Raw genomic sequence first — 22,008 nt, forward strand, 5'->3', positions numbered from 1 at the left:
CACGCCGACGACCCCGCCCGCGCCGGGTGGCAGTTGGACGACGGGCCGGGCGTACCAGGTCGGCGACCAGGTCACCTACGGCGGACTGACGTACCGCTGCCGGCAGGCGCACACCGCCATCCCCGGCTGGGAGCCGCCGAACGTACCGGCGCTCTGGCTTCAGGTCTGACCGCGCGGGGGCGGTCGACGGCCGCACCCGTGCCGCCACCTCGCGAGATCGGAGCACCCGGCATGCGGTGTACCCCTCTGGTGTCCCTGCTCGCCGCCCTGCTGCTCACCGGCGCCTGCGCCGGGCCACCCACCCCGGCCGGGCCGCGGCCCGCGCCAGCGCCCCCGGCCGGGTCGGCGCTGGCCGGACCGGCCGCCGGTGAGGTGATGAGCGGCATCGACGTGGTGTTCCTGGGCACCATGGTCGGGCACAGCGAACGCACCCTGCAGATCGTCCGACTGGCCCGCGACCGGCTGCGCGACGACGCGCTCCGCACCCTCGCCGCCGCCATCGAGGCGACCGAGGCCGACGAGCTGACCGCCATGCGGGGCTGGCTGCCCACCGAAGGGCCGGGCGCCAGCGTGACCGCCCACCACCACGACGGGCACGGCGACGACGCCGCGCTCGACCGGCTGCGGGCCGCACCGGACGCGGACGTCGACCGGGTGCTGCGCGAGGTGCTCGCCGACCACCAGCGGGCCGCCGCCGACCTGGCCCGCGCCCAGGTCGACGTCGGCCGCAGCGACCAGGTCCGCGACCTTGCCCGGCGCATCGAGCGGTCCCGGACCGCCGAGGTCGAGATGCTCAGGGGTACGCCCTGAGCGCGTCGACCGCTCCCGGGCCGCTGTCGGACCGCTCCCGGACCGCTCAGGTCAGCGGGGTTCCAGCCGGACCGAGATCGAGTTGACGCAGTGCCGGGTGTCCTTCGGAGTGAAGCCCTCGCCGTGGAACACGTGCCCGAGGTGGCTGTCGCAGCGGGCGCAGCGGATCTCCGTACGCGCCATGCCGAGGCTGCGGTCCTCGATTTCCTTGACCCGCCCCGGGATGGCGTCGTCGAAGCTCGGCCACCCGCAGTGCGAGTCGAACTTCGTGTCGCTGGAGAAGAGTTCCAACCCGCAGGCGCGGCAGTGGTAGACCCCTTGGGTCTTGGTGTCCACGTACTCGCCGGTCCACGGACGTTCGGTGCCGGCCTCCCGCAGGACGTGGAACTCCTCGGGGGTCAACCGGACCCGCCACTCGTCCTCGGTGCGGGGCAGCTCGTTGTCGTCAAGACTCACCCGTCAACGGTACGTCGAACGTCGGGGCTGTGGCATATGGTCGCGAGATGGCTGGGACCAAGGCGGCGGTCACCGAGGTCGAGGTGGCCGGGCACAGCGTGCGGCTGAGCAGTCCGGACCGGGTGATCTTCCCGCAGCGGGGCTTCACCAAGGCGGACGTCTTCCACTACTACCTCGCGGTCGGCGACGGGATCATGCGCGCCCTGCGGGACCGGCCCACCACGCTGCAACGTTTCCCCGAGGGCGTCGAGGGTGAGGCGTTCTTCCAGAAACGGGTGCCCACCCGGGGCGTGCCGCCCTGGGTGACGACCGCCCAGATCACCTTCCCGAGTGGTCGCGGCGCGGCGGAACTCTGCCCGGTCGACCTCGCGCACGTGGCCTGGGCGGCGCAGATGGGCACCATCGTGTTCCACCCGTGGCCGGTGCGCGCCGCCGACGTGGACCGCCCCGACGAGCTGCGCATCGACCTCGACCCGCAGCCCGGCACCGACTTCGCCGACGCGGCGCGCGCCGCCGGTCAGGTCCGAGCGGTCCTCGACGAGCTGGGCGTGCCCGGCTGGCCGAAGACCTCCGGCGGTCGCGGCGTGCACGTCTACCTGCGCATCCAGCCCCGCTGGACGTTCACCGAGGTGCGCCGGGCCACCATCGCGCTCGCCCGGGAGGTGGAACGCCGCGACCCCGACCTGGTGACCACCGCCTGGTGGAAGGAGGAGCGCGGCAGCCGGGTCTTCGTCGACTACAACCAGATGGCCCGGGACCGGACGATCGCCTGCGCGTACTCGCTGCGCGCCAACGCGCGGGCCACCGTCTCCACCCCGGTCACCTGGGTCGAACTGCCCGACGTCGACCCCGACGACTTCGACCTGCGCACCGTCCCGACCCGACTGGCCGAGCGGGGCGATCCGCACGCCGGCATCGACGACGCCCCGTGGGACATCACCCCTCTGCTGGAGTGGGCCGACCGCGACGCCGCCGCCGGCCAGGGCGACCTGCCGTACCCGCCCGACCACCCGAAGATGCCGGGCGAGCCCAAGCGCGTGCAGCCCAGCCGCGCCAAGCGCACCCCCTAGCTCCGTTCTCCCGAGGGCGGCCGGGCCGTCCACGCCACGAACCTGTCGAACAGCTCCCGAGGGTCGGGTACCCCGTCCGGGTTCAGCTTCAGCAGGTCTGCCGTCGCCTCGAACAACTGGCTCGCCAGGTCGACCGACAACCCCACCCGATCCCGCCGGTACTGCCTGGTCAGCAGCAGTCGGGCCGGCGGGCACGGCCAGGCGGCCGCACAGACGAGATACAGCCACCGCGGGCGCATCGGAGGGGCGGATCGCCCAGGCGCGTGCAGGCCATCCACTCCTCCGTCGGCCCTTAACGAGCGAAAATCAATGCATGTTTGTTGAACGTCGAGCGGTGTCCGCTCTCCGAGCATTTCTCGTGGTGCTGTTCGGGATCCTTGTCCTTTTCAGACCCTCTCGCTGCCGGGGCAGTTCGCGCACATGGCGCAGGAGTCGCCACAGGACGCGTACCTCCGGTGGCCGGCGACGATCGTGACGGTCTTCTGGGTGCTCTGCGTTCAGGTGGTGATCGTCGCGACGTGGCAGCTGCTCAGCCTGGTCAAGAACGACCGCATCTTCACCGAGGCGTCGCTGAAGTGGGTGGACGCCATCGTCTGGGCCATCGCCGCCGCGTGGCTGGTGCTGGTGGGCGTCTTCCTCTACGTGGGGTTCAATGCGGATGATCCCGGGCTGCCGCTCCTGCTGTTCCTGCTGACGGTGGGCGTCACCGTGCTGGGGCTCCTCATGGTGGTCATGCGCGCCCTGCTGCGGCAGGCCACCACGCTGCGGACCGACATGGAAGCGGTGATCTGATGCCCATCGTCGTCCGGATCGATGTCGAGCTGGCCAAACGCAAGATGAGCGTCGGCGAGTTCGCGGAGCGCGTCGGGCTCACCCCGGCAAACGTGGCGGTGCTGAAGAACGGCCGTGCCAAGGCCGTCCGTTTCAGCACCCTCGAAGCGATGTGCCGGGTGCTCGAATGCCAGCCCGGGGACCTGCTCGAATGGATCGAGGAGGAGACCCCATGAGGCACGTCGTCGCCATCGCGGCCGTCGTCCTCGGCGTCGCCGCCGTCGTGTACGGAGGAGTCGACGACTCGCCGGGCCTCCAGCTCATCGGCGCACTGCTCGTCGTGAGCGCGATCGCCTTCGCCGTACGGGCCGCCCGACGCGGTACGTGACCCCCTCGACTGTCCTGGTAATAACGATCATGTAACGGGCACGAACCTTTTCCCGTAGGTGACCTGTCTTGAAGGTCGTCGGCCCGCCAGGGCCAGGGGAGGCGTCGGATGAAGCTGGTGTGGAGGCGGGCCCGCGAGGCGCGGGGTCTGCTGGTTGCCGCGGTGCTCGCCGCCCTGGTCGCCGTAGCGTTGGTCACCGGTCTGTCGGACTACAACCGCCGTGCGGTGGACGCCGGGCAGCGCGCGTTGGTCGCGGCGTCACCGGTCGAGGAACGCGGCCTGTTGATCACCGGGTCCGGTGGTCGCGACGCCGCCGAGTTCGCCACGCGCGACGGCGCGGCGCGAGCACAGCTCGCCGACGGGCTCGCCGGCGTCCCGGTCGCCGTCTACGCCGCGCGGTACGGCACCGGCCGGGAACTGACCGGCGATCTCGGCTCGGTGCCGCGCAAGGGCGGCGAGCCGATCTTCGCCAACCTGGCCACCCTCGACGACCTGACCGCACACGCCGAGCTGACCGGCGGCGCGTGGCCCCGCCCCGGCGCGACGCCGGCCCAGGTGAGCCTGCCGGAGCGGGTCGCCACGACACTCGGCCTGACCGTCGGCGACCGGATTCCGCTGCGGGACCGCTCCGCCGAGAAGGCCAGCGAGGTGGTGCTCGCCGGCACCTGGCGACCCCGCGACCCGGCCGAGGCGTACTGGCTGCTGGCCCCCGGGGTGGGGACGGGCAGCGCGGGATCGGCCACCTCCTACGGGCCGTTCGCGCTCGACCCGACCGACTTCGCGACCCTCTTCCCGGGCTCGGTGACGGCGTCCTGGCTGGCCGAACCGGACCTCGGCGGCGTCGACACCGCTGACCTGCCCGCCGTACGGGCCGCCGTGAGCGCGGCCGCGGTCGCGGTGCCCGAGGCCGCCGAACTGGGCAGCTCGGGGCAGGTCGCGACGAAGATCGACCGGCTGCTGGACCGGATCGCCCGGGCCGATTTGGTGGGTCGCTCCGCGCTGGCCACTCCGCTGCTGCTCATCCTTGTGCTTGGCGGCTACGCGCTGGTGCTGGTCGCCGCCCTCCTGCACGAGGACCGTCGCCCGCAGACCGCGCTGCTGCGCGCCCGCGGCGCAGCCCGCCGCCAACTGGCCGGCCTCGCCGCCCGGGAGGCGACCCTGGTGGTGGCCCCGGCCGCGCTGCTCGGACCGGTGATCGCCGGCGAGGCGCTGCGATTCGTCCGGCCCGGGGGCGCTGCGGAACTCTCCACCGCCGGCGGTAACACCACCCTGATCTGGGCGGCGGCCGCGGCGACGGCGGCGGGCTGCCTGGTGGCCATGGTCGCGCCGACGCTGCGGGGTTCCGGCACGTACGTCGCCGACATGGCCGCCCGATCCCGGCCGAACCGGTCGGCGAGCATCCAGCGCGCGAGCGTCGATCTGGTGCTCGTCGCCCTCGCCATGCTCGCCTGGGTGCAGCTGCGCCGGTACGCCTCACCGCTCGCCGGCTCGAACGGCCGGCTCGGCCTAGACCCCCTGCTGGTCGCCGCACCCACCCTCGGCGTGCTCGCCGGGGCCGTGCTGGCACTGCGGGTGCTCCCACCGCTCACCCGGTTCGCCGAACGGTTCGTCGACCGGCGGCCGTGGACGGCCACCATGCTGGGCATGTGGCAGGCCGGTCGGCGTCCCCACGCCGGACCCGTGCTGCTGCTCGCCCTCGCCGTCGGCGGCAGCACGCTCGCCTGGTCCCTGGTCAGCACCGGGCAACGGTCCCAGGTCGAGCAGGCCGGCCACACGGTCGGCGCCGACCTGCGGGTGACCGAGCGCGGCGGCGCCGCCCCGGTGAACCGGGCCGGTGAACTCGCCGCGCTGCCGGGCGTACGCCGGGCGCTGCCGGTGTGGCGCGACGAGGTGCGGGTCGGTCGCGGAGATCTGCCCGTCACCGTGATCGGCTTCGACTCGGCTGGTGCGGAGGGCGTCGTCCGGCTCGCCGACCGGCTGAGCGACGATCCGCCGGCGACGCAGTACCAGCGCATGACCGCAGCGCGGGGTGCTCCTACCGGCGTCGAACTGCCCGCCGGCACCCGGGCGATCACCGGTACGGCGCGCACCCCCGTGGACTGGGCCCCTCGCCTGCTGAACGTCGGCGTGACACTGCTGGTCACCAGCAGCGACGGGACGGCCTTCCGGCTGCCGGCGGTCAACGCCACCAGCGACGGACGACCCGCGCCGTTCACCGTGCAGCTACCGGACGTGGGGGGTGCGCGACTGCGGCTCGCCGGCTTCGAGGCCGCCGGCGGAGCGGACGCCGGGACCTCGTACCGGCTTCAGGTGGACGGGCTGACGCTGGTCGGCGCGGACGGCGTCAAACAGCCCGCCGCGCTGACCGGGGCCTGGGGCGCCATGGCCGGCGGTAGCCCGCCCGCCCGGGCGCGGTCCAGCGCGCAGGGCGTCGTCGCCGACTACCCCGTGGACATGATTCCCGGTGGGCGGACCGCCTTCCATCCGCCCACCCGGTTCGCCATCGTGCCCGCCGGAGCGATCACGCCCGTTCCGGTCCTGATGACGCCCGGTGTGCCCGACGCGATGAGCCTGCACACCGGCGACACCTTCACCCTGGTCCTCGCCGGCGCGTCCGTGCCGGCCCGGCTGATCGGTGAGCTGGACTCCGTGCCGACGACTTCGGGCCAGGGTGTACTCCTCGACCTGCCCACGGCCGTCGATGCGCTGATTCGCAGTGGTGGAATCGTCCGGAACACACCCGAGTGGTGGGTCGGTGCCGACGACCCGGCGGCCGCCACCCGCGCCGTCGAGCAACTGGCCGGCGTCACCGTCCTCGACCGGCGGGCCGAGATCGAGGCCGCCGCCGTCGACCCGTACTGGCGGGGTTCCCGCACCGGGATGCTCGCCGCCGCGCTCGGCACGGTGCTGCTCGCCCTGGTCGGCCTCATGGTCGACGTGTGGGCCACCGCCCGGCGTCGGCTGAGTGAGTTCGCCGTGTTGACCACCCTCGGCGCGACGCCCCGGCTGCTGGCCCGGGCGCTGCTGGCCGAGCAGACCTTCCTGGCCGGCATCGGTGTTGGCGTCGGACTGCTGCTCGGCGCCGTGGTCGGGGCCACCATGGCCCCACTGGTCATCCTCACCCCGGCCGCCGACCGACCGATCCCACCGCCGGCATTCTCGCTGCCCTGGGCGCCCATCGGCCTGACCGCGGTCGGCCTGCTGCTGGCGGCGCTCGCCTTCAGCGCGTTCATCGCCACCGGCATCCGTCAGCGGGTGGCGGCGGTGCAACTCCGAATCGGTGGAGATCGGTGAGCGTCGGTGCCGCTGTCCGGCGGGTCCGGGCGTACGGGGGGCAGTTTCTGCTGTTGGCGGCGCTGACTCTGGTGATGGTGTTGTTGATCAGTGGGGTGCCCCGGCTGGTCAACCGGCTCACCGACCAGGGCCTGCGGACACAGCTCAGCAGCGAACTGCCCGCCCGCCGGGACGTGAGCTACACGAGCAGCCTGATGAACCTGCCAGCGGGTACGATCGCGTCGTCGAGTCAGGCTCGGCTGCCCGTGCTGGAGGCCCAGTTGCCCGCGCAGGTGCGGGAGCTGGTCGACGAGCGGTGGTACAGCGCGGAAATCCAGCCCGGCCGGGTGACCGGCCCCGATCTGGCGGCTCACTACCTTAAGGTCGATCTTGGTTTTCGCGCCGTGCCCGGCGTGCGGGATGCCGCCACCATCGTCGAAGGTGAATGGCCCAACGAGACCTACGTCCCCGGCCGACCGACCGAGGTGGCGCTCGACGTCGATGTGGCCCGCAAGCTGAAGCTGCGCCGGGGCAGCGCGGTGCGGCTGCAACGAAGCGACGACCCTGTGATGCGCCCTCTGCAACCTGCTGGTAAGGCGTCCGATCTGGTGGTGGTCGGCCTCTTTCGTGCCAACGACCGTACGGACGGGATGTGGGACGGTCTACCGCAACTGCTTGAGGTCACCGATCCGGAAGGCGAGGGGTACCCGTTCATCGCCCTCGGCGTGACCGGCCCGGCGGCTCTGGACAACCTGGTCCGCAAGGGTTGGCCGGTCCGGTTCGGTTGGCGGTACCGGTTGACTGCTGATCAGATCGATGTGCGTTATCTCGGTCATCTGGTTGAGGGCCTGGATGATGCGCAGCGTGCTGTTCCGTCGGGGTTGACGTTGACGGTGGGTGTGGACGGCGCGTTGCGGGCGTTCGCCGCTCAGGTTGATGCGGCGCGCACATTGCTGGCCGTGATCGCGTCGGGCGTGTTGGCGACGTTGGCCGGGTTGATCGTGTTGGCGGCGATGCTGGCGGTGCGGCGACGTCGCTCGGAGTTCGCGCTGATCCGGGCTCGTGGTGGGACGTTCGCCGCCGGCGCACGCCGCAGTCTGGCTGAGTCGTCGCTGGTGGTGCCGGTTGCTGCGGCGTTGGGTTGGTGGCTGGGCACGCTGGTTCCTGGCGCCCCGGATCCGGTTGCCTGGTATGGCGTTGTGGTGACGGTGTTGGTGACGTTGGCGTTGCCGTTGGCGGCGTTGGGTGTGCCGGTGGGCGGTGCGGCCCGTCGTGACCTGGTGCGGGTGCCTCCGTCGGCGCGTCGGCTGACTGTCGAGGTGTCGTTGCTGCTGTTGGCCCTTCTCGGTGTGGTGTTGTTGCGTCGGCGGGGTCTCACCCTCGGCGAGGTCGATCCGCCCGACCGGTTCGTCATCTTGCCGTGGCAGGCGTTGCCGAAGCGGATTACGACGCCGGTGCCGACGGGTCTGCTGGTGGCCGGGGACCGGCTCGATGTGGAGGTGTTGCGCAGGGTCGGGAACGAAGGGCAGAGCCGGTTCCAACGCAGCGGTGCGGTGACGGGGCCGGGTCGGCCGCTCGGGGTGACCGTCGATACCCGGGTGGGTGTCCGGCACCAGTTCGCCGACGGCGGCGCGAACGGTGTCCTGGTGTTCGGTTTCGTGGGTGGTGCTGCGGGTGGGGTGGTGCTCGGTCTGTTGGCCATCGCGTTCAGTGTGTTGGCTGGTGCGCGGGCTCGGGGTCAGGTGCTGTCCCGGTTGCGCACTCTTGGGCTGTCTCGTCGGCAGTGGCGGGGGTTGCTGGTGGTTGAGCTGACCCCGCTGGTCGGGGTGTCGGTGCTGACCGGGGCGCTGGTAGGCACGGTGTTGCCGCTGGTGCTCAATCCGGTGCTCGGGCTGGCCGCGTTCACCGGTGGCGTGCCGGTCCGGGTGGAGTTCGAGCCTGGCTTGGTTGTCGCGGTGGTCGCGCTGGGGGCGGTTGCTCTTGGCTTCGCGGTCGCCGTCGAGGCGTTGAACAGCCGCCGGTTGCGCCTCGGTGAGGTGCTCCGGCTCGGAGAGGAGAGCTGAGATGAGCGTCGGCGCGGCCGTCCGGCGGGTCCGGGCGTACGGCGGGCAGTTTCTGCTCCTGGCGGTGTTGACCCTGGTGGTCACGCTGCTGGTCAGTGGGGTGCCCCGACTGGTCAACCGGTTTGCCGAAGAGGGTTTGCGGGTGCAGCTCAACGGCGAGCCGCCCTTCCGCCGGGATCTCAACTACTCCACCGGGGAGGTAGACACCGCTGCTGGGCCGGTCATGCCCGGCGCGCGGGAACAGTTCGACAGCCTGATCGAGGAGATGCCACCGCGGGTCCGCTCCGCCGCCACCGGACGGTGGTTCACCGTGGACACCACGCCCACCCGGCTGGTCGGCCCCGACCTGAAGGTCCGCAGCCTGCTTGTCGACCTCGGTCTGCGCGCCATGCCCGGCATTCAGCAGGAGAGCACCCTCGTCGAGGGCGCCTGGCCGAACGAGACCTTTGTCGTCGGCCGACCCATCGAGCTGGCTCTCGACGCGGACGTGGCGCGCAGGCTGAACCTGCACGTCGGGAGCCAGCTGAGCATCGGTGAGCCCGCTGCCGGCGGCGTCCTCGTCGATCCGGCACCCATGGTGGTGGTCGGGTTGTTCCGGCCCCTTGACCGCGCGAGCGGCGCCTGGGGCGGGCTGCCGCAGATCCTCCAGATCATCGAACCGGAGGGCGACGGCGAGCCCTACACCGCCGTTGGCGTGGTCGCCCCGGTGATCGTCGACAAGCGGGCCGCCGAAGGTTGGCCGGTACGTATGCAGTGGCGCTACCGGCTCGGCGTGGACCGGATCGACGCGCGCCAGCTCGACCAGACGATCGAGAGCCTGCAGCAGTTGCAGCGCCACGTTCCGCCCGGTCTCACGCTGACCCAGGCCGTCGACATCCCACTGCGCGCGTTCGCCGCCCAGGTGAACTCCGCACGAACCCTGCTCGCGGTGGTCGGGGCAGGCGTCCTGGCCACCCTGGCCGGGCTGATCGTCCTCGCGGCGACCCTGTTCACTCGCCGACGCCGCTCGGAGTTCGCGCTGATCCGGGCCCGTGGCGGCGCGGCCACCGCCGGCGCGCGCCGCAGCCTCGCCGAATCACTGCTGGTGGTGCCGGTCGCGGCGGCGCTGGGCTGGTGGCTGGGCACCCTGTTCCCCGGTGCGCCCGACCCCACCGCGCCGTACGCCGCCGCGGCGACCGTGCTGGTCACCCTCGCGCTGCCGCTGGCGACGCTGGCGGTACAGAGCGTCGGCGCGGCCCGTCGCGACCTGATCCGGGTACGTCCGTCGACACGCCGGCTGACCGTCGAGGTCTTCCTGCTGCTGCTGGCCGGGCTCGGCGCCGTGCTGCTGCGCCAGCGCGGACTCGCCCTCGGCGAGGTCGACCCGCTGCTCGTCTCGGTGCCGGTGCTGCTCGCGGTGGCCGCGGCGGTACTCGCGCTGCGCGCGTACCCCTGGCCGTTGTTGCTCGTCAGTCGGCTCGCCGTGCGGACCCGCGGCAGTGTTGCCTTTCTCGGTATGGCGCGGGCTGGTCGTTCGGCGGTCGCGGCGCCGTTGGTGGTGGTGGTGTTGGCGATCGGGACGGCGGCGTTCAGCGCGGTCGTCGCCGCCGGCGTCGACGCGAGCCGAGGTCGGGCCGCCGAACAGGTCGTCCCCGCCGACGCGCTGATCCGAGGGGAACGCTTCGCCCCGGACACGGTCGACGCGCTGAACGGTCTACCCGGCGTCCAGGCCGCCACGCCGGTGCTGATCGAGCCGGATCAGCGGCTGGCGGCCGACGAGGTCGGCACCGACGCGCAGATCGGCCAGACCACCGTGCTGCTGGTCGATGGTCCCGGTCTGGTCCGGGTGACCGGCGCGTCCGGCGTGGATGTGACGGTGCCGGACGCCGTGCGCACCGCCCGCGCCCAACCCGGCGCGCTGCCCGCGATCGTGTCATCGGCCGTCGCCGCCGACCTGGCGAGGGCGGGCCTGCGGGACTCGGCGTTCGTCGCGGTGCAGGGGCAGCGGTACGAGTTCCGGGTGGCCGGCGCGCAGGACGGTTTCCCGCTGCTGCCGGCGGATACCGACCGGTTCGTCATCCTGCCCTGGCAGGCGCTGCCGCCGCGGGCCACCCAACCGGCGCCGACCAGCCTGCTCGTCGCCGGCGACCAGCTCGACGCGGAGGCGCTGCGGCAGGCCGGTGACCAGGGTCAGCTGCGCTTCCAGCAGCAGGGGGCGGTCACCGGTCAGGCACGGCCACTCGGGGTCACCGTCGACACCCGAGCGGGCGTACGGCACCAGCTCGCCGACGGCGGCGCGAACGGTGTCCTCGTGTTCGGGTTCGTGGGCGGTGCGGCCGGCGGCACGGTCCTTGGTCTGCTGGCCATCGCGTTCACTGTGTTGGCTGGTGCGCGGGCTCGGGGTCAGGTGCTGTCCCGGTTGCGCACTCTTGGGTTGTCCCGTCGGCAGTGGCGGGGGTTGCTGGTGGTTGAGCTGACTCCGCTGGTCGGGGTGTCGGTGCTGACCGGGGCGCTGGTCGGCGCGGTGTTGCCGCTGGTGCTCAATCCGGTGCTCGGTCTGACCGCGTTCACTGGCGGAGTGCCGGTCCGGGTGGAGTTCGAACCCGGCCTGGTTGTCGCGGTGGTCGCGCTCGGGGCGATCGCCCTTGGCTTCGCGATTGCCGTCGAGGCTGTGAACAACCGCCGGTTGCGCCTCGGTGAGGTGCTCCGGCTCGGAGAGGAGAGCTGAGATGACCGCGACCGCCGTCCGGCGGGTTCGGGCATATGGCGGGCAGTTTCTGCTCCTGGCGGTGCTGACCCTGGTGGTGATGCTGCTGATCAGCGGGGTGCCCCGGCTGGTCAATCGGTTCACCGAGCAGGGCCTGCGGGGGCAACTCGCCAGCGAGTTGGCCGCCCGGCGGGACATGAGCTACACGACCGGGTTCATGAATCTGCCTGCGACCTCCGTGGCATCGACGAATCAGGCTCGGTTGCCCGTGCTCGAGTCGCAGCTGCCCGCCCAGCTGCGAGGGCTGGTCGACGAGCGGTGGTACAGCGCGGAAACCTCGCCGGGCCGGGTGACCGGTCCCGATCTGGCGGCTCGCTACCTGAAGGTCGACCTTGGTTTCCGTGTGGTGCCCGGCGTGCGGGACGCCGCCGCCCTCATCGAGGGCGGATGGCCCAACGAGACGTACATCCCCGGCCGGCCGACCGAGGTGGCCCTCGACGTCGATGTGGCCCGGAAACTGAATCTGCGCCGGGGCAGTGTGCTGCGGCTGCGATGGTCCGATGCCCCTCGCCGGCCCCGGCAGCCTGCTGGTACGTCGTTCGACCTGGTCGTGGTCGGCTTGTTCCGTCCCCACGACCCTACGGACGGAATGTGGGACGGCCTACCGCAGCTGTTACAGGTCACCGATCCGGACACCAGGAGTCCATTCGTCGCCATCGGCGTGACCGGCCCGGCAGCCCTGGACAAGCTGGTCGCGGCGGGCTGGCCGGTCCAGTTTGGCTGGCGGTATCGGCTGGGCGTTGACCAGATCGATGTGCGCTATCTCGATCAGGTGATCGGGGGCCTCGACGAAGCGCAGCGTGGTGTCCCGGCGGGCCTGACGCTGACGACGGGCGTGGATGGTGCGTTGCGGGCGTTCGCCGCTCAGGTCAATGCGGCGCGGACGTTGTTGGCCGTGATCGGGTCGGGCGTGTTGGCGACCTTGGCCGGGTTGATCGGGATGGCGGCGATGCTCGCGGTGCGGCGGCGTCGTTCGGAGTTCGCGTTGTTGCGCGCTCGGGGTGGTGCGGCCACCGCTGGCGCCACCCGCACCTTGGCCGAGTCACTGCTGGTGGTGCCGGCTGCTGCGGTGTTCGGTTGGTGGCTTGGCACCCTGTTTCCCGGTGCCCCGGATCCGGTTGCTTCGTACGGCGTCGTGGTGACGGTGGTGGTGACGTTGGCGTTGCCGGTGGCGACGTTGGCTGTGCCGGTCGACGGTGCGGCGCGCCGCGACCTGGCGCGGATGCGGCCGTCGGCGCGTCGGCTCACGGTCGAGGTGTCGCTGGTGCTGTTGGCTGTTCTCGGTGTGGTGTTGTTGCGTCGGCGGGGTCTCATCCTCGGGAAAGTGGATCCGTTGTTGGTGTCGGTGCCGGTGTTGTTCGCGGTCGCCGCGGCGGTGTTGGCGTTGCGGGTGTATCCATGGCCGTTGCTGGTGGTGAGTCGGTTGGCGGCGCGGATGCGGGGCAGTGTCGCTTTCCTCGGGACTGCGCGGGCTGGCCGGTCGGCGGTCGCCGCACCGCTGGTCGTGGTGGTCCTGGCGATCGGGACGGCGGTGTTCTGTGCGGTCGTCGCTGGTGGGGTTGGTGCGAGTCGGGACCGGGCTGCCGAGTTCGCGGTTCCGGCGGATGCGGTGATCCGGGGTGGGCCGTTCGCGCCGGAGAAGGAGCGCTTCGCGCCGGACACGGTGGATGCGGTGGGTGGTCTGCCTGGCGTTCGGGCGGTCACTGCGGTGTTGGCCGAGTCGGAACAGCAGTTGGCCGCTGACGAGTTCGGCACTGATCTGCGGGCTGGGCAGGCGGCGGTGCTGCTGGTTGACGGTCCGGGGTTGGCTGCGGTGACCGAGGAGTCGCAGGCGAACCTACCGGTGCCGGCTGTGTTGGGTTCGGCTCAGGCCGGTCCGGGGCCGTTGCCGGCGATTGTTTCCCCGGCGGTCGCTGCCGACCTGGCCCGGGTGGGGGTGGGCCGTTCGGCTTTCGTCTTGGTGCAGGGCGAACGGTACGAGTTTCGGGTGGCCGGCACGGTGGACAATTTCCCGATGTTGCCGGCGAACGACGGTCGGTTCGTGATCCTGCCCTGGCAGGCGCTGCCGCAGCGGAACACCACGCCGGTGCCGACGGGTCTGCTGGTGGCCGGGGACGGGCTGGATCCAAAGGCGTTGCGCAAGGTCGGTGATGAGGGGCAGCGCCGGTTCCAACACAGCGGTGCGGTGAAGGGGCCGGATCGGCCGATCGGGACGTTGGTGGAAACCCGGGCGGGTGTTCGGCGTGGGCTGGGCGAGGGCGGCGCGAACGGCATCCTCGGGTTCGGTTTCCTGGGCGGTGCGGCTGGCGGCATCGCGTTCGGACTGCTGGCCATCGCGTTCACCGTTCTGGCCGGCGCGCGAGCCCGGGGTCAGGTGCTGTCCCGGCTGCGCACCCTCGGCCTGTCCCGCCGCCAGTGGCGGGGGCTGCTGCTGGTCGAGTTGACCCCGCTGGTCGCGGTGTCGGTGCTGACCGGCGCGGTGGTCGGTGCGGTTCTTCCGTTGCTGCTCAACCCGGTGCTCGGCCTGTCCGCGTTCACCGGCGGCACACCGGTTCGGGTGGCGTTCGAGCCCGGCCTGGTCGCCGCGGTGGTCGCGCTCGGGGCGATCGCCCTCGGCTTCGCGATTGTCGTTGAGGCCCTGAACAACCGCCGGTTGCGCCTCGGTGAGGTGCTCCGGCTCGGAGAGGAGAACTGAGATGACCGCGACCGCCCAGAGTGAACTGGTGCCCGATCTGGCCGCGCTGCAACAGCGGGCCGCGCAACGCGCCGCCGAGCGGGCCGGCGGGCAGGACCGGCTGCGCGGACACATCGTCTGCGACGGCCTAGTGCGCATCTTCAAGACCGAGGGGGTGGAGGTCGTCGCCCTGCAGGGGCTCGACCTGGTCATCGACCGGGGGGAACTGGTGGCGATCGTCGGCGCCTCCGGCTCGGGCAAGTCGACCCTGCTCAACATCCTGTCCGGCCTGGACACGCCGACCGCCGGCATCGCCCGGGTAGCCGACTACGACCTGCTCTCGCTGTCCGGGAAGCGGCGGTTGAGCTACCGGCGGCAGCTGGTCGGGTTCGTCTGGCAGCAGACCGGCCGCAACCTGCTGCCGTACCTCACCGCGCTGGAGAACGTCGAGCTGCCGATGCAGCTCGCGGGCAGGCTTGGCCGCAAGGCCCGTCGCGAGCGGGCCCGGGAACTGCTCGACATGGTCGGCGTGGGCTACTGCGCGGACCGGCGGCCGGGGCAGCTCAGCGGCGGCGAGCAGCAGCGGTGCGCGGTGGCCGTGGCGGTTGCCAACGATCCGGAGGTGCTCTTCGCCGATGAGCCGACCGGCGAACTGGACGAGGCGACCGGCGCGGCCGTCTTCGCGGCGCTGCGCACCATCAACGCCGAGCTGGGCGTGACGATCGTCGTCGTCACTCACGACCACGCCGTGGCCACGCAGGTCCGCCGGACCGTCGCGATCCGCGACGGGCGGACCGCCTCCGAGGTACGACGGACCGCGCGGGTCGGTGCGGACGGCAACACCGAACTGGTCAGCGAGGAGTACGCCGTGCTGGACCGCAACGGGCGGATGCAGCTGCCGGCCGCGTTCGTTGACGCGCTGTCGCTGAAGGAGCGGGTCCGGCTCGATCTGGAGCCCGACCATGTGCAGGTACGGCCCGGTTACCGGGCCGCGGACGAGCAGGAGGCAAGAGCGTGAGCCGTCGGGACATGGTGGTGACCGGAGCGACCGGAATCAACGGTGGGTCGGTGCCGACCACGGACGAGGTGGTGCGGGTCAGCGCCGTCAGCCGGAGCTTCGGCCGGGGCGCGCACGCGGTGCACGCGGTGCGGGACGTCTCGTTCAGCGCCAACCGTGGTGAACTTGTCGCCGTGCGGGGCCGTTCCGGTGCCGGCAAGACCACCCTGCTGAACATGGTCGGCGGGCTCGACCGGCCGGACAGCGGTCAGGTGGTGGTGGCCGGGCACGAGGTGACCTCGGCCGGTGAGGCGGAGCTGCTGCGGCTGCGCCGGGGCACCGTCGGATTCGTGTTCCAGACCTTCGGGCTGGTGCCGATTCTCTCCGCCGCCGAGAACGTGGGTGTGCCGTTGCGGCTGGCGCAGGTGCCGGCCGCGGAGCGGGAGCAGCGCGTGGCCGTGCTGCTGGAGTTGGTCGGCCTGGGCGGGCACGCGGCCCAGCGCCCGTACGAGCTGTCCGGCGGGCAGCAGCAGCGGGTGGCGGTGGCCCGCGCGCTCGCCAACGAACCGGACCTGCTCATCGCCGACGAGCCCACCGGTCAGCTCGACTCGGAGACCGGTCGGTCGATCATGGATCTGCTGCGCGCGGTGGTGCACGCCCGCGGCATGACGGCTCTGGTGGCCACGCACGACCCGGCCCTGATCGACCTCGCCGACCGGGTGCTCGTCCTGCGCGACGGGCGCCTGGTCGACGGCTGACGGGGGGCCGCGCCGCGCGTGTCGCCTCCGTGCGTGTCGCCTCCGTGCGTGTCCGGTGGCGGGCGAGGTGGTGGTCCGCGCTCCCTTTGGAGTTGATGCCGTAGCCGAATCACCGCCCCCGATTCGTTTACGGCATCAACTCCAAAGCGTCCGCGCCGCGGTGGGTGGAGCCCTGACGTCAGTGCCGGGCCCGGGTCAGAGCGCGAGCTTCATGCCCTCGTGGCTGGCCACGAAGCCGAGACCCAGATAGAAGCGGTGCGCGTCCGCGCGGCGCTTGTCCGTGGTGAGCTGCACCAGGGCACAGCCACTCTCGCGGGCCCGGTCGATGGCCCAGGTCATCAACTCCCGGCCCAGACCCGCGCCACGCCGGTCCGCGCGGACCCGCACCGACTCGATCAGGGACCGCTCGGCGCCGTGCCGGCCGAGCCCCGGAATGTAGGTGATCTGGAGGCATCCGACGACGTCGCCGCCCTGCTCGGCGACGATCAGCTGGTTACGTGGGTCCGCGCTGATGTCGGCGAACGCCCGCTCGTACGCCTCGTCCACCTCGGTGAAATCGCGGGCCTTGCCCAGGACGTCGTCGGCGAGAAGGGCGATGACGGCGGGCAGGTCGGCCCGAACCGCCTCCCGGCAGATCACGTCGGTCATGCCGGTCAGCCTGGCACACCGGTCATCTGGCCGGGCAGCGCAGGCCCTCCCGGGGCACGGTGAGGTCGAGCAGGTACGCGTCGACCGCGTCGGTGACGCAGGAGGTCTGCGGGTAGGCGGTGTGCCCCTCGCCCTCCCAGGTGAGCACCCGGCCAACGCCGAGCATCGAGGCGAGGCGGCCGGTCTGCTCGTACGGCGTCGCCGGGTCGCCGGTGGTGCCGACCACCACGATCGGCGGCGCGCCGCCGGCCCGGCCGGTCGGGTACGGGTCCCGTCCACCCGGCCACTCGACGCAGCTCAACATGCCGACCGCGAGCGCCGGACCGAACAGCGGATACTTCGTGCGCCACTGGGACTGCAACTGGCGGATCTGCTCCCGGCTCGGCTTCTCCGTCTCGTCGGCGCAGTTGATGGCCAGGTTGGCGTCGAACAGGTTCGAGTAGTGCCCGTCGGACTCCCGGCCGGCGTACGAGTCGGCGAGCCGGAACACGTCCTTCGGATCACCCTCGGCCAGCCGGTCGATCGCCTGGGCCAACTCCTGCCAGCCGGACTCGGTGTAGAGCGACGAGATGACCGCGTAGAAGACCCAGCCGGCGGTGGCCTCCCGACCGTCGGCACCGCGTACCGGTGAGACCTTGGCCTTGTCGATGGCGGAGGTGACCGCGGCGCGTGCGTCCGGGGCGATCGGGCAGCGGCCGGCGTTCGCCGTGCACCAGCGGGCGAAGTTGTCGAAGGCCCGCTCGAAGCCCCGGGCCTGGCTCTCCGACCCGGCCACCAGCCGCTGCTGCGGGTCGACCGCGCCGTCGAGCACCAACGCCCGCACCCGCTGCGGGTAGAGCTGGGCGTAGATGGCGCCCAGCAGGGTCCCGTACGAGTAACCCAGGTAGGTCAACTTGTCGTCACCCACCGCCGCCCGCACGGCGTCCATGTCGCGGGCGGCCTGCTCGCTGCCGTACAGCGGCAACTGGTCGCCGTACCGGTCGCCGCAGCCACGCCCGATCCGCTGGCTCAGGCCGACGAAGCCGTCGAACGCCGCCTGGCTGGCCGGATCAGGGTCGTAGCCGAAGCTGGTGTCCAGGTCGGCGTCCGAGATGCACTTGACCGGGCTGGACCGGGACACCCCGCGCGGGTCGAAGCCGACGATGTCGAAACGCTCGGTGACCGAGCTGGGCAGCCCACCGAACTGGGTCCCAAAGGACAGGTAGACGGCGGTGTCGACGCCGGAGCCGCCGGGGCCGCCCGGGTTGACCACCAGCGAGCCGATCCGGTCGCGCTGCTTGGTGGACCGGGCCCGCAGCAGGGCGATCTCGAAGGTCTGCCCGGCACCCGGGCCGGCGGTCGCCCCGCCACCGGTGCCCCAGTCGCGGGGTACCGCGATCCGGGCACACTCGTACCGCATGTCCGGTGCGCCCCGCCCGACCAGATCCTCGGCGACCTCCGGGCAGGCCCGCCACGTCGGCGCGCTGCCGGTCGGCGCAGCCGCACCCTCCACGTCGGTGCGTGGCGCGAACGCCGGCAGGGTGCAGCCGGCGGTGAGCAGCGCCGCGACGGTGAGGGCGGCCAGACGGCGACGGATCACGTGGTCCTCCGGGGTCGAGTCGACGGCCAGGCTACGCCGAGCCGGTGGCGGCCCGGTCCACGGTGGCCGCCGGATCGCCGCGCAGCACCTGATCCACGTCGAAGCGGATCGGGCGGTCAAGCTGGTCGTAGCGGCACGAGCGGGGATCGCGGTCCGGCCGCCACCGGACGAACTGGGCGGTGTGCCGGAACCGTTCGCCCTCCATCGCGTCGTAGCCGACCTCGACCACCAGCTCCGGGCGCACCGGCTCCCATTCCAGGTTCTTCGTGCCGGTCCACCGGCTGACCCCGCCCGGAATGCGCTGGCCGCGCTCGTGGTCGCCGTGCACCCACGGGTGCTCGCCGCCGGTGTCCCGGTAGGGGGCCAACTCGTCGAGCAACTCGGCGCGGCGGGCCATGCTGAACGACGCGCTCACCCCCACGTGGTGCAGCACCCCGGTGTCGTCGTACAGGCCGAGCAGCAGCGAGCCGACCACCGGACCGGACTTGTGCCAGCGGAAACCCGCGACCACGACGTCGGCGGTGCGGGCGTGCTTGACCTTGAACATCAGCCGCTTGCCCGGCTCGTACGGCAGATCGGCCGGCTTGACGATCAAGCCGTCCAGGCCGGCGCCCTCGAAGACGTCGAACCAGCGGCGCGCGGTCTCGGCATCGGTGGTGACCTGGGTGACGTGCACCGGCGGGCGCACCCCGGCCAGGGCCTCGACCAGACGCTCCCGGCGGCGGGGGTACGGCTGGTCGAGCAGCGCCTCGTCGCCGATGGCCAGCAGGTCGAACGCGACGAAGTCGGCCGGGGTGGTCTCGGCCAGCATCGTCACCCGGGACGCCGCCGGGTGGATGCGCTGGGCCAGCAGCTCGAAATCGAGCCGGGGCTGGCCGTCCGGGCCATCCCGTCGGATCACGATCAACTCGCCGTCGACCGCGCACCGCTCCGGCAACTGCCGCAGCGCCTGCTCGACCACCTCGGGGAAGTATCGGGTCATCGACTTGCCGCCCCGGCTGGCCAGCTCGACCTCGTCGCCGTCGCGGAACACGATGCACCGGAACCCGTCCCACTTGGGCTCATAGGTCACCCCGGGCGTGGTGGGCAGCTTGGCGACGCTCTTGGCCAGCATCGGCTCGACCGGTGGGTTGATCGGCAGGTCCACGCCGACCAGTCAACCAGACGGCACCGACAGTCGTGAGGCAGATCACCGTGGGTGCGGGGGCGTCGTGTCCGCCCGCGTGCCGCTCGTCCCCGCCGGGCGAATCGAATAACTGCAGGTCAGAGCTACTTTCGCGAGGTGTCCGAGTGGGTTTGTGACTGCTGCGGGCGGTGGCGGGTGAGCGTCGAGCTGATCCGGGGCCGCTACCGCTACCGGCTGACCCGCCGTTACCCCGAGCGGTTCGGCGGTGGCCGCAACGTGCTCGGTGAGGTCGGTTCGGTGCCGGAGCTGGAGGAGCTGCTGCGTCGGCGTACCCCGCTCAGCCTGGCCGACCTGCACGAGGCCGCCTGACCCACGTCCACTCAGGAGCTTCGACGGTGGCGGTGTTGAACGCCGGTGTCACAGAGACCCCCGGCGTGCGGACCACGGCGGAGCACCGGCTGCTGCCGCTGCCCGATGGACGGACCCTCGTCGAGCTGGCGATGACCCAGTCCGGGCCGTTGGCCGGGCCGATCGGTTGGCTGTACGGCGAACTGTTCCGCCGCTACCTGCGGATGGAGGCCGACGGGCTCAGACGTCGGTGCGAGCAGGGCTGACCGCAGGCTTCTCCAGCACGGCCAACCGGATGCCGTTCGGGTCCGGCCGGTACGCCACGATCCGGTAGCCGTGCCGCTCGTACAGCCGCAGGTTCGGCGCGCTGCCCGCCCCCGTGAACAGGGTGAACCGGGCGGCCCGGCCGACGCAGGCCGCCTCGATCGCGGCGAGCAGTCGGCCCCCGACGCCCCGCCCCTGCTGGTCCGGTGCGACCGAGAGGCGACCGACGCGCGCGGTGTCCCCGTCCAGTTCGGCCCGTACCGAGCCGACCAGACGGTGACCCAACCGAGCGGCGAGCACGATGGTCGGGCCGGCCAACGCCGCCACCACCTCGGCCAGCGTCTCGGTCAACGGCGGCAGGAACGGATCGGTGTAGTTCTGCGCCTCGGTCAGGTACGCGGCGCGCTGCACGGTGAGGATCTCGCCGGCGTCCGCGACACCGGCCGGGACGATGCTCGCCTCGACGCTCATCGAGGCAGCACACCACAGCCGCCCACCGCATCCGCGGGCGGGCCGTTCGCGCCGGCCGTACCCTGGCCGGTGTCCGCACGACGGCGAGGGGGAGCGGTGGCCGAGCTGACGTACCCGGAAGTGGGGTCGACCCGGCATGGTCCGCTGCCCGCCGGTTACCACCACCTGCGCCACCGGTACCCGCTGCCGGCCGGCTGCTTCGAGACCGCGGCGGAGGCGCTGCTGAGCTGGCGGCTGCACCGCGCCGCCGGCGTCCGGATCCGCACCGATGCCCCGCGCGCCACCGCGGGGGTGCTGGTGGCGTCCGGCCTCGGTGTCGGCCCGACCCGCGTCTGGGGGCCGTGCCGGGTGGTCTGGAGCGAGGATTCACCCGTGCTCGCCGGCTTCGGCTACGGCACCCTGCCCGGGCACCCGGAGCGGGGCGAGGAGGCGTTCGAGGTTGGCCGCGACGACGCCGGCGCGGTCTGGTTCGAGGTACGCGCGTTCAGCCGTCCGGACCGCTGGTTAACCCGCGCCGGAGGCCCGGCGGTCCGGGCCGTGCAGCACGGGTACGCGTGGTGGCTCGGTCGCACCCTGCGTCGGCTCTGCGCCGGCCGCTGACCGCGCCGCCCGGGTCAGAAGCGGGCGAACGAGCGGATCGGGGCGCGCGGGCCGTACTTCGGCGCCTGGATGCCGGCGGCGGCCAGCAGCAGGCACACCCGGCCCCGGTGACCCCGGAACGGCTCCAGCAGGGCCACCATCCGGGCGTCGTCGCCCCTCGGTTCGCCGGCGAGTGCCCAGGCCACCGTGTTCGGGATGTGATAGTCGCCGACGCTGACCGCGTCCGGATCCCCGTACGCGATCCGGACCACCTCGGCGGCCGTCCACGGGCCGATGCCTGGGATGGCGGTCAGCCGGCGGGTGGCCTCGGTGGCGTCGGCGCAGCGCTCCAGGCGGTCGGCGAGCGCCGCGGCGCGACGGAGCGTGTCGGCTCGCCGCTGCTCCACCCCGAACGGGTGGAACACCCAGTACGGGGTCGCGGCCACCGCTGCGGCCTCGGGCGGCAGCAGCAGCGGCTGAAGCGGGCCGGGCGCCGGCTCGCGGAAGTGCCGCACGGTCGCCGCGTACGCCCGGTAGGCCTCCTTGCCGGTGACCTTCTGCTCGAAGACCGCGCGCAGCAGTCGGGGGAAGACCTGCCCGGTGGCGGGCATCCGTAGCCCCCGGTGCTCCCGGGCCAGCCGGGCGACCAGCGGGTGCGCCGCGGCCAGCTCGGTGAAGCCGGTCAGATCGTCGCGCAGCCCCGCGATCGCGTCGGCGCGGGCGAGGACGTGCTCGGCGCCGGGCCCGTAGCCCTCCGCGAGCAGCTCACCGCCGGCCGGCCGCAGAGCCAGGGTGGCCGGCCCGTCCGGGGTACGGGTCGCCCACCAGAACGTGCCGGCGGCGATGCGCGCGCACGGGTCGTACGGGCTGAAGGTCAGGGCGCGGACCGACGCGACCAGCCGGTACCCGACCGGCGGGTGCAGCACCCGGGTCGCGGCGGGCTCGGTCTCGGTCACCCCGCCACTCTGCCAGGTCGGGGCGTGGCGG

At 72.5% G+C, this 22,008-nt stretch carries 22 protein-coding genes; 15 read left to right on the forward strand and 7 right to left on the reverse strand.

Annotated features, from left to right (window positions below; genetic code table 11):
* Both F8271_RS14570 and F8271_RS14575 read left to right on the forward strand, forming a co-directional pair.
* On the forward strand, positions 1-169 hold a 169-nt coding region (locus tag F8271_RS14570), incomplete at its 5' end, for a carbohydrate-binding protein (protein WP_370461910.1).
* Positions 154-810, forward strand: coding sequence for a DUF305 domain-containing protein (locus tag F8271_RS14575; RefSeq protein WP_370461911.1), 657 nt, complete (start codon positions 154-156; stop codon positions 808-810). The genes F8271_RS14570 and F8271_RS14575, both read left to right, overlap by 16 nt.
* A 51-nt stretch (positions 811-861) precedes the next feature.
* On the opposite strand, the gene msrB is transcribed toward F8271_RS14575, so the two are convergent.
* Positions 862-1,266, reverse strand: coding sequence for a peptide-methionine (R)-S-oxide reductase MsrB (gene msrB / locus F8271_RS14580; RefSeq protein ID WP_088990835.1), 405 nt, complete (start codon positions 1,264-1,266; stop codon positions 862-864).
* 47 nt (positions 1,267-1,313) lie between these two features.
* Here msrB and ligD point away from each other — a divergent pair, with 47 nt between their 5' ends.
* Complete coding sequence (gene ligD / locus F8271_RS14585; protein ID WP_151490315.1) at positions 1,314-2,336, forward strand: non-homologous end-joining DNA ligase; 1,023 nt, start codon at positions 1,314-1,316, stop codon at positions 2,334-2,336.
* Here the strand turns inward: ligD and F8271_RS14590 are convergent.
* Positions 2,333-2,575: a hypothetical protein gene (locus F8271_RS14590; RefSeq protein WP_151490316.1), complete on the reverse strand. Its 243-nt coding sequence runs from the start codon at positions 2,573-2,575 to the stop codon at positions 2,333-2,335. The genes ligD and F8271_RS14590 overlap by 4 nt on opposite strands.
* A 181-nt stretch (positions 2,576-2,756) precedes the next feature.
* Between F8271_RS14590 and F8271_RS14595 the strand changes: the two genes are divergently transcribed.
* The 9 genes from F8271_RS14595 to F8271_RS14630 all read left to right on the forward strand — a co-directional run bounded on the left by F8271_RS14595 (position 2,757) and on the right by F8271_RS14630 (position 16,006).
* Positions 2,757-3,128 (forward strand): DUF2975 domain-containing protein, encoded by a 372-nt coding sequence (locus F8271_RS14595; protein WP_225854543.1) that lies wholly within the window; start codon positions 2,757-2,759, stop codon positions 3,126-3,128.
* Entirely contained in the window at positions 3,128-3,343 is a 216-nt protein-coding gene (locus tag F8271_RS14600) for a helix-turn-helix transcriptional regulator (protein WP_151490317.1), read from the forward strand. Before F8271_RS14595 ends, F8271_RS14600 begins: the two co-directional genes overlap by 1 nt.
* Positions 3,340-3,495, forward strand: a complete 156-nt coding sequence (locus F8271_RS32395) for a hypothetical protein (RefSeq protein WP_192580289.1) — start codon at positions 3,340-3,342, stop codon at positions 3,493-3,495. The genes F8271_RS14600 and F8271_RS32395 overlap by 4 nt, the downstream gene beginning before the upstream one ends.
* A 108-nt stretch (positions 3,496-3,603) precedes the next feature.
* A complete protein-coding gene (locus F8271_RS14605) occupies positions 3,604-6,789 on the forward strand; it encodes an FtsX-like permease family protein (protein WP_151490318.1) in 3,186 nt (1,061 codons plus the stop codon).
* Positions 6,786-8,831, forward strand: coding sequence for an FtsX-like permease family protein (locus F8271_RS14610; protein WP_151490319.1), 2,046 nt, complete (start codon positions 6,786-6,788; stop codon positions 8,829-8,831). Before F8271_RS14605 ends, F8271_RS14610 begins: the two co-directional genes overlap by 4 nt.
* A gap of 1 nt (position 8,832) precedes the next feature.
* Positions 8,833-11,538, forward strand: a complete 2,706-nt coding sequence (locus F8271_RS14615) for an FtsX-like permease family protein (RefSeq protein WP_151490320.1) — start codon at positions 8,833-8,835, stop codon at positions 11,536-11,538.
* Position 11,539: 1 nt separating this feature from the next.
* A complete protein-coding gene (locus tag F8271_RS14620; protein WP_151490321.1) occupies positions 11,540-14,272 on the forward strand; it encodes an ABC transporter permease in 2,733 nt (910 codons plus the stop codon).
* 1 nt (position 14,273) lies between these two features.
* Positions 14,274-15,269 carry an ABC transporter ATP-binding protein gene (locus F8271_RS14625; RefSeq protein ID WP_151490322.1) on the forward strand — a complete coding sequence of 332 codons (996 nt, stop codon included), beginning with the start codon at positions 14,274-14,276 and terminating at the stop codon, positions 15,267-15,269.
* An 11-nt stretch (positions 15,270-15,280) separates the two neighbouring features.
* On the forward strand, positions 15,281-16,006 hold the full coding sequence (locus F8271_RS14630) for an ABC transporter ATP-binding protein (protein ID WP_151490333.1): 726 nt from the start codon (positions 15,281-15,283) through the stop codon (positions 16,004-16,006).
* A 195-nt stretch (positions 16,007-16,201) separates the two neighbouring features.
* On the opposite strand, the gene F8271_RS14635 is transcribed toward F8271_RS14630, so the two are convergent.
* Genes F8271_RS14635 through F8271_RS14645 form a run of 3 tightly spaced genes read right to left on the reverse strand, consistent with a single transcriptional unit; the run spans position 16,202 to position 19,380 of the window.
* A complete protein-coding gene (locus F8271_RS14635) occupies positions 16,202-16,654 on the reverse strand; it encodes a GNAT family N-acetyltransferase (RefSeq protein ID WP_151490323.1) in 453 nt (150 codons plus the stop codon).
* A gap of 22 nt (positions 16,655-16,676) precedes the next feature.
* Entirely contained in the window at positions 16,677-18,233 is a 1,557-nt protein-coding gene (locus F8271_RS14640; RefSeq protein WP_151490324.1) for an alpha/beta hydrolase, read from the reverse strand.
* Between the two features lie 31 nt (positions 18,234-18,264).
* On the reverse strand, positions 18,265-19,380 hold the full coding sequence (locus F8271_RS14645) for an ATP-dependent DNA ligase (protein ID WP_151490325.1): 1,116 nt from the start codon (positions 19,378-19,380) through the stop codon (positions 18,265-18,267).
* A 135-nt stretch (positions 19,381-19,515) separates the two neighbouring features.
* On the opposite strand from F8271_RS14645, the gene F8271_RS14650 reads away from it, so the two are divergent.
* Complete coding sequence (locus F8271_RS14650; RefSeq protein ID WP_151490326.1) at positions 19,516-19,728, forward strand: hypothetical protein; 213 nt, start codon at positions 19,516-19,518, stop codon at positions 19,726-19,728.
* Between the two features lie 65 nt (positions 19,729-19,793).
* The gene (locus tag F8271_RS14655) at positions 19,794-19,973 is read left to right on the forward strand and encodes a hypothetical protein (protein WP_151490327.1); all 180 of its coding nucleotides are present in this window, start codon (positions 19,794-19,796) and stop codon (positions 19,971-19,973) included.
* On the opposite strand, the gene F8271_RS14660 is transcribed toward F8271_RS14655, so the two are convergent.
* Complete coding sequence (locus F8271_RS14660; protein ID WP_151490328.1) at positions 19,948-20,442, reverse strand: GNAT family N-acetyltransferase; 495 nt, start codon at positions 20,440-20,442, stop codon at positions 19,948-19,950. The two genes, F8271_RS14655 and F8271_RS14660, sit on opposite strands and share 26 nt — an antisense overlap.
* A 96-nt stretch (positions 20,443-20,538) precedes the next feature.
* Here F8271_RS14660 and F8271_RS14665 point away from each other — a divergent pair, with 96 nt between their 5' ends.
* Positions 20,539-21,042, forward strand: a complete 504-nt coding sequence (locus F8271_RS14665) for a DUF1990 family protein (RefSeq protein ID WP_151490329.1) — start codon at positions 20,539-20,541, stop codon at positions 21,040-21,042.
* Positions 21,043-21,056: 14 nt separating this feature from the next.
* Here F8271_RS14665 and F8271_RS14670 read toward each other — a convergent pair whose 3' ends face one another.
* The gene (locus F8271_RS14670; protein WP_151490330.1) at positions 21,057-21,977 is read right to left on the reverse strand and encodes a DNA-3-methyladenine glycosylase; all 921 of its coding nucleotides are present in this window, start codon (positions 21,975-21,977) and stop codon (positions 21,057-21,059) included.
* Positions 21,978-22,008 lie beyond the last annotated feature (31 nt).

It is taken from the genome of Micromonospora sp. ALFpr18c (assembly GCF_008868155.1).
GTDB lineage: Bacteria > Actinomycetota > Actinomycetes > Mycobacteriales > Micromonosporaceae > Micromonospora.

Coding starts and splice junctions, on each gene's coding strand:
- ligD (WP_151490315.1), top strand. CDS start 1,314: ATGGCTGGGACCAAGGCGGCGGTCACCGAGGTCGAGGTGGCCGGGCAC.
- F8271_RS14590 (WP_151490316.1), bottom strand. CDS start 2,575: ATGCGCCCGCGGTGGCTGTATCTCGTCTGTGCGGCCGCCTGGCCGTGC.
- F8271_RS14595 (WP_225854543.1), top strand. CDS start 2,757: ATGGCGCAGGAGTCGCCACAGGACGCGTACCTCCGGTGGCCGGCGACG.
- F8271_RS14600 (WP_151490317.1), top strand. CDS start 3,128: ATGCCCATCGTCGTCCGGATCGATGTCGAGCTGGCCAAACGCAAGATG.
- F8271_RS32395 (WP_192580289.1), top strand. CDS start 3,340: ATGAGGCACGTCGTCGCCATCGCGGCCGTCGTCCTCGGCGTCGCCGCC.
- F8271_RS14605 (WP_151490318.1), top strand. CDS start 3,604: ATGAAGCTGGTGTGGAGGCGGGCCCGCGAGGCGCGGGGTCTGCTGGTT.
- F8271_RS14615 (WP_151490320.1), top strand. CDS start 8,833: ATGAGCGTCGGCGCGGCCGTCCGGCGGGTCCGGGCGTACGGCGGGCAG.
- F8271_RS14620 (WP_151490321.1), top strand. CDS start 11,540: ATGACCGCGACCGCCGTCCGGCGGGTTCGGGCATATGGCGGGCAGTTT.
- F8271_RS14625 (WP_151490322.1), top strand. CDS start 14,274: ATGACCGCGACCGCCCAGAGTGAACTGGTGCCCGATCTGGCCGCGCTG.
- F8271_RS14630 (WP_151490333.1), top strand. CDS start 15,281: ATGGTGGTGACCGGAGCGACCGGAATCAACGGTGGGTCGGTGCCGACC.
- F8271_RS14635 (WP_151490323.1), bottom strand. CDS start 16,654: ATGACCGACGTGATCTGCCGGGAGGCGGTTCGGGCCGACCTGCCCGCC.
- F8271_RS14660 (WP_151490328.1), bottom strand. CDS start 20,442: ATGAGCGTCGAGGCGAGCATCGTCCCGGCCGGTGTCGCGGACGCCGGC.